This window comes from Brevundimonas sp. 01N35 (assembly GCF_056399785.1).
On record NZ_JBFTRZ010000043.1, the window covers coordinates 1 to 386 of the forward strand.

General features: G+C 64.5%; 1 protein-coding gene. It reads left to right on the forward strand.

Going from position 1 to position 386, the window contains the following annotated elements; all coding sequences use genetic code 11:
- Positions 1 to 59: 59 nt before the first annotated feature.
- Positions 60 to 386 (forward strand): hypothetical protein (locus AC1DJ5_RS14675; protein WP_477021076.1); only part of this gene is annotated, 327 nt, incomplete at its 3' end.

Genomic DNA, 386 nt, shown 5'->3' on the forward strand with positions numbered 1-386 from the left:
GGCCGGCACTCTCCCCGCCGGGCATGGCCCGGCGCGACCGTTCCAATCAAAGGACTGACATGATCCACCAGACTGAACTGCGCGACCTGCTGCCCGGCATGGTCCCCTTCCCCGCCGACGTATTCCCCGATGACCAGGCTTGGCTTGGCCAGCACCTGTTGCCGCTGCTGAAAATCGACCTCGGCGTGCTGCGCCCGGAACTGGCCGGCAGCGTGGCCACGATGCTGTGCCCGATCGAGCCCTACGACGGCTGTATTGGTGAAACCACCGAAGAGCACCACAACGCGTTAACCGGCACCAACTGGATCGCCTTTGCACTGACCGCCGACAACCGCATGCGTTTCCTCGGTGAGGAGGGCTACTTCATCGGCGACCAGGTGCAGGAC